This is a genomic window from uncultured Nostoc sp. (assembly GCF_964245445.1).
Lineage (GTDB): Bacteria > Cyanobacteriota > Cyanobacteriia > Cyanobacteriales > Nostocaceae > Nostoc.
In genome coordinates, this window is the sequence record NZ_CAXTNE010000403.1 from 1 (window position 1) to 5,306 (window position 5,306).

Genomic DNA, 5,306 nt, shown 5'->3' on the forward strand with positions numbered 1-5,306 from the left:
TCTCTCTATCAGCTACATTCCAAGCTGTGCAAGACATAATTATCTCTCACCCCTCAAAATTGAGCGAACGGACAGTACTTCATCAACGGTCAGCCGATTGAAGATGTCCGCAAAGTAATTAAGCAAGTTTTGGGCCGACCACGTTTCCTAGCCCAACCAGTGCGCTTTGGTCTGTCAGCCTTTGTCATTGCCAGGACTACAGACGAAGAAGCGCAAGCAGAACTAGAACGACTCATGGCACTGCAAAAGTTGGAAGAACAATATAAGTTAAGTGTTGCTAAAGGAGTTGACCCAGAAGCCGCCATGTTCAAACTCTTCGCTAAAAACCCGGCTGTTGGCGGCAATGGTGGCACAGCCGCAGGATTGGTTGGCAGCTATGATACAGTTGCAACTCGCGTTGCAGCTTTCGTTGATGCAGGTATTGACACTTTCATGCTGCAATTTAATCCCTTTGTTCGGGAGATGACACGTTTTGCCCAAGAAGTTATGCCTCGCGTGCAACACTTGCAAAAAGTTGCTTAGTTGTTGACCGAAAAAAGGCAGGAGGCAGGAGGAAAGAATTTATTTTCCCTCTGTCATTCGGTTTCAAGTACACCAGTTCCAACCGGATAAGAAATTAACTTGCAATACTTAATGTTTGATAAACTAACAATTAGGGTATTATGCTAAATGTAATTTGCTGTACACACTCTTTGTATATATTATGCAAACCTTATCTACTGCATAATTTAGTTAGACAAATCAGCGATACCTCCGGTATAGCTACCGTTAACGCAAGAGTTTTTTCTCTGACCAAGATAGCCTTGGCGGTAATCACTCTTCTTGAATTTGGAAGCTTGACGTGCAGACCACTGACGTATAGGAGTAACTTTCTCTACATGAAGTAGCTTCTGGCGATAAGTATCATTGCCCGTTAGTTGGGCGATCGCACCAGCAATAAATCGAGCGCAGCGTTCTGGCTGAGATGAGACTTGTTCTTCTGCAAAACGGATGACTAGCTAGTTTGCATCGACAAAACACTTGTTTCTGTAATCATCCTCGCCGATACAGTGGGTAGGCTTAAGAGTTGCAAACGAAATTGGCTCATCAACTAATAGGACTTTGAGATAGGGGCATTGGCTGCCGCGATCGCTCGCCGAAAAAATAACGCTCAGTTCCCTAACTGGTTATGACTTTATCCTGAATGCCTTATTTGTCGCAAACATTTTTTCAATTGGTATTACATCAGCAGACAGCATCAGGATTATCTGAAACCGGAAGAAGTTTTGGAATGTGAAAAGTTCCGCATACAGGATACTTACGGGATGAGCGTAACCCCGGAACTGGTTGAGCAAGATAATGAGGGGCGGTTAATTAAAAAGATTGTCGCGCTGGAAGCAATATTAGCAGCACCGGGAGAAATGATTACCGATGACCAGGGGCAAGAGTGTGTTTCACCGTCGGCTGTTGTTGTGGAACGGGACTTGGGGGAAAGAGAGTGATTAGCTATTTGCACTGACTGGAGTAATCATTCTACCGATGGTGGCATCTGCGCCCGATTGGGTGCAGTGGATGGGGTGAATTGTCGGCTGTTGTTGCGTCCGTCTGCAAAATTCATAAATCTTAACTAACTAGGCCATTTGCCGAGCCATTAACTGGGCAAATAGACCTTCAACAGCAGCTAATTCTTCAAAAGTTCCTTGTTGTGTAACCCGACCTGCCTGAAGTACATAAATGCGATGAGCATTGCGGATAGTGCTAAGTCGGTGAGCGATCGCAATCCTAGTAACCTGTAACTTATCCAAGCTTTCACTGACAATTGCCTGGGTTCTGTTATCTAGCGCACTGGTGGCTTCATCGAATAACAAAATGCGGGGTTTTAATGCCAAAGCACGAGCAATCAATAACCTTTGTCGTTGTCCTCCAGAGAGATTGCCGCCTCCTTCACTAATCACGGTGTGCATAGACATAGGCATAGCTGCAACATCGTCAGCAAACCCAGACATACGAGCTGCCTCCCAAGCTTCATCGAGTGTAATCTGAGCGCCGCTAGCAATATTGTCGAAAATAGAAGCTGACATAATCCGGCCATTTTGCAGGACGACACCCAACTGTCGGCGCACTGCCCCAACATCCAACCCAGCTAAATCTTGACCATCGTAATAGATAGTGCCATCTTCAGGAGCCTCAAACCCCAGTAGCAATCTGAATATAGTAGATTTACCGCTTCCAGAACCGCCTACAAGCGCAATAAACTCCCCTGGCTCTGCGTGGAGACTGATATCTTCCAAGGTCAAAGGGCCGTCATGTTGGTAGCGAAACGTGGCATGAGCCACAGCAATTCTACCCGTGAGCTTACCAGGATCGACTTTATTGAGATCGACTTCTGGTATAGTTTCTAAAATTGGCTGTGCGCGTTTCCACTGGGGGATGACTTGCAAAGCGCCGGTAACTGTATTGCTTACGTCTGTAGCACCTTTAATAAAAGTACCAAACGCACTGTTAAAAGCCAGGAAAGTCCCAATTGTCAGTCCGATTGCACCTGTAGTCTGCGCTGATTCAAGCTGTTGGATAGTAAACCAAAACAGAACGCCAGAAGTTAGCGTGGGCATGACTGTATTGAAAAGTGCCACACCGTCTTCAACGTTCTGGGTACTGAGTTCCAGTTTTATTTGCCGACTGTAATTTTTACTCCAAGAAGCGAAACCACGCTCCTGGGCCCCAGCAACACGTAGTTTAGAAATGCCATTGATTAGCTGCACCGTCTGCCCAAAGAGATTTCCCTTTATTTCCAACAGTGGACGAACTTTGCGGACAAGGAGCATCCCCGACAGAGCCGTCACAACTATAACAACTATTGCTACAACCACAGCAACTAAAGCTAGTTTCCAGCTGTAGTAAAACAAAAGTCCTAAGTTTAATAATGAGAACAGTCCAGTGATCAGAGTGATTAAAGTTGTACCACTTAGTAGGCGACGGATTGTACTAATCGAGGTCACACGGGACTGAAGATCCCCTGTAGTGTACTGGCGGAAAAAAGATACTGGCAAGTTTAGCAGCCGATCCCACACAGCAGCTTGAGTAGAGGCATCCGAAATTGTTTCCACCCGTAGGAGGGCAAATCCCTGAGCCAGTCGAAACAGTGCCATCCCAAAAGCTGCAACCAGCAACCCCAAACCAACTTGTAGTAATAGCCCTTGATCGCTATCTGGAATCGCGTTATCAATTAAAATAGCAGTGGCGTGGGGTGTAAGCATCCCCAGCAGAGTAGCGGCTATGCCAGTCAAAAAAACAATTAGTATATCTCTGCCACGATTCTTAAGCGCAAACCGAAATAAATCGCTAGCGTTGAGAACTTTATCGGGCAAAGACCGATAAAACATATAAGCAATCGGCGTTAGTGTCGAGGCAACATGAGCATCTACAGTCAGACGAGTACCAAGGCTTGGATCAAAGATTTCGTAGCGAGTGGCAGAAACGGGCAGGAGTGCCACTGGTCGGTTATCCTCTTGGGTATAGGCAACCAAAGGGCCACAGTCCTTTTGCCACCAGTTATCCCGCAACAAAATCTGTCGCATCCTTAACCGCGAAGCCCTGACAATTGCCTCCAATGGCTCCTTCACCCGCTTGAGGTTCTCCGACTTAGCAGGGGGACGAATTTTCACACCCAAAGACCTGCCCACAGCACCGGCAACAACTAACAATGGCGTGCCTTCCAGGAAAAAGGTTGCTTGTTGAGTTCCCAAGGAAGATGCTAGTTCGCCCAGAGCCTCTGCTGTCACCTGGCGATTGAGACGTTCCCGCTCAGTCAGCCGTTGCAATTCTTCTTGCGCTTCCTGCTGTTCTAGCAAGTTGATATATTCCAGCAGTTGAGTATGAAACTGGGACAGCCCCTCAAACAGGATATCTAGGTTGCGGATGGCGCTTGTGCTTTGAGTAGCAAGCTGAACTTCCCCCACAGCCTCTAACCACATACCATCGCTAAGGGGAAAAATTCCCGATGTCGGATCTAGAGTCAGTTCCTCAAGCCCCATCCACTGGACATTTCCTTGCTGAACTTGTACCCAAGCGATCGCCTGGGGTTCCGGCTGGAGAGTTTGACCATCAATTAGAGAAAATCGCGCTTCTCCCACTACCCGGACTTGAATTGCTGGAGTGGCGATATGGGAAAGTATAATGTTGATTTGCTCGACCCAACCCTCCACCAAAGCAACTATTCTGGTATCCCCATCAGCAACTAACTCCTCAAAGTATTCTCGGCCTACCTTCAGCAATTCTGTTTCTCCCATCGGCACTGCTAAAAGTTGGCGGTGCTGATGAATAGAGTCAAAAGCCGTTCCGAAAAGTGCCTCTTCGGGATTGCTAGTGAACAAATAACGACGAGTTCCTTCCGTGATGTCATTTTTAACTGTGACAGCAAACAATGCTATAGAGCCAGACTGCACCACCCAAATGGTCTGCGGGTCGTCTAGCAGTATTGGTTCATTGCCTTTAAGAGTGTATAGTTGCCCCTGTAAGTCTTTGCATCTAATTTGGTTGATAACCATAATTAAGCTCCCCCTTCACTGCTAATTAAGCGTGAGTACGCCCCCTCTACTTGCCACAATTCCTCGTGAGTACCTCGTTGCACTACCTTTCCACGTTCAAGGACGATGATTTCATCACAATCACGAATCGTGCTTAATCGGTGTGCAACAATTAGGCAGGTACACCCACGTCGCCGCAGATTCTGGTCAATAATTTTTTCCGTCTGCGAATCCAGAGCGCTAGTAGCTTCATCCATAATCAGGATTGAAGGATTATTAACTAAGGCGCGGGCTATTTCTAATCGCTGTCGTTGACCTCCACTTAAATTAGCCGCTCCTTCAATTAGCTCTGCATCAAATCCGCCAGACATGGAGAAAATCACATCATCAATGGCAGCATCCTTACTAGCCCGCACTAGATTTTTATCTGGTACTGTGGTATCCCATAAAGTCAAATTTTCCCTGACAGTTCCACCAAACATCAAAATATCCTGCTCCACCAACGCGACAGAGTTAGTTAATATAGATTGCGGAATCTGCTTTCTAGGTTGACCATCAAAACAAATTTCTCCCTCCCAAGGTTCGTAGAGTCCGCTTACCAGTTTGGCTATAGTAGATTTGCCAGAGCCGCTCCCGCCTACTAAAGCTACTCGCCCTCCAGGCTTGACCGAGAGGCTAAAGTTTTCAATCAAAGGCGGATCTAAACGGCTATAGCCAAATGTGACATTCTCTAGTTCGACGTACCCCTGTAATCTAGGCAGAGGAGATGAGGAAGAATTTACTCCCCCTGCTCCCCTGCTC

At 46.7% G+C, this 5,306-nt stretch carries 4 protein-coding genes and 1 pseudogene; 2 read left to right on the forward strand and 3 right to left on the reverse strand.

Annotation, left to right across the window (positions count from 1 at the left end; genetic code table 11):
* The first annotated feature begins 81 nt into the window (after window positions 1-81).
* Window positions 82-522, forward strand: coding sequence for an LLM class flavin-dependent oxidoreductase (locus ACFE90_RS35965; protein ID WP_375507033.1), 441 nt, complete (start codon window positions 82-84; stop codon window positions 520-522).
* A gap of 206 nt (window positions 523-728) precedes the next feature.
* Here the strand turns inward: ACFE90_RS35965 and ACFE90_RS35970 are convergent.
* Window positions 729-1,097 (reverse strand): annotated as a pseudogene (locus ACFE90_RS35970) (hypothetical protein); the annotation flags it as partial.
* A gap of 207 nt (window positions 1,098-1,304) precedes the next feature.
* Here ACFE90_RS35970 and ACFE90_RS35975 point away from each other — a divergent pair.
* Window positions 1,305-1,481, forward strand: a complete 177-nt coding sequence (locus ACFE90_RS35975; RefSeq protein ID WP_375507030.1) for a hypothetical protein — start codon at window positions 1,305-1,307, stop codon at window positions 1,479-1,481.
* 129 nt (window positions 1,482-1,610) lie between these two features.
* Here ACFE90_RS35975 and ACFE90_RS35980 read toward each other — a convergent pair whose 3' ends face one another.
* Complete coding sequence (locus ACFE90_RS35980) at window positions 1,611-4,526, reverse strand: NHLP bacteriocin export ABC transporter permease/ATPase subunit (RefSeq protein ID WP_375507031.1); 2,916 nt, start codon at window positions 4,524-4,526, stop codon at window positions 1,611-1,613.
* A gap of 2 nt (window positions 4,527-4,528) precedes the next feature.
* The coding region (locus tag ACFE90_RS35985) for an ATP-binding cassette domain-containing protein (RefSeq protein WP_375507032.1) at window positions 4,529-5,306 on the reverse strand (778 nt) is incomplete at its 5' end.